Source organism: Prevotella sp. OH937_COT-195 (assembly GCF_003932845.1).
Lineage (GTDB): Bacteria > Bacteroidota > Bacteroidia > Bacteroidales > Bacteroidaceae > Prevotella.
In genome coordinates, this window is record NZ_RQZH01000152.1 from 1 (window position 1) to 440 (window position 440).

Consider the following 440-nt stretch of genomic DNA (forward strand, 5'->3'; position numbering starts at 1 on the left):
AAAAAATATAGTATTAGTTCAATATCCAACAAGTTCTGGATATAGACAAGGATATGTAACAAATGCAAGAAGCATAATAAAATACAAAGATGATTATTCATGGGTAAATGGTTCAACACCTGAGCCAGTATATGACTTTGATAAAACAACACAAATAGGAACATTAGATCCAAGAGAAAGAGCCGTAGTTCTTTATAAAGTAGATGGAATGACATATGTTGCTTATGATACAGGAAAAGGTAAGCTTACTAAATCCGGATTAGTTCATTATGAAGGAGCTGGTAGTTCTACTGGAGGCGGAAGTTTTAATGGAGTAGCACCAGGAGAGGTTGTACCAGGTGGATTCACATATGAAAACAATGCAGAGGTAGTTGGTGATGAACTATATCTAAGAGATGCAAATGGTAATAGAATACCAGGTAGAAGTGTAAGTGTAGGAG

The 440-nt window shown here is 35.5% G+C and carries 1 protein-coding gene; it reads left to right on the forward strand.

Translation table 11 applies throughout. The features are described 5' to 3' along the window. Positions 1-440, forward strand: a 440-nt coding sequence (locus EII32_RS11675; RefSeq protein ID WP_199741444.1) for a hypothetical protein, incomplete at both ends; no start/stop codon positions are given.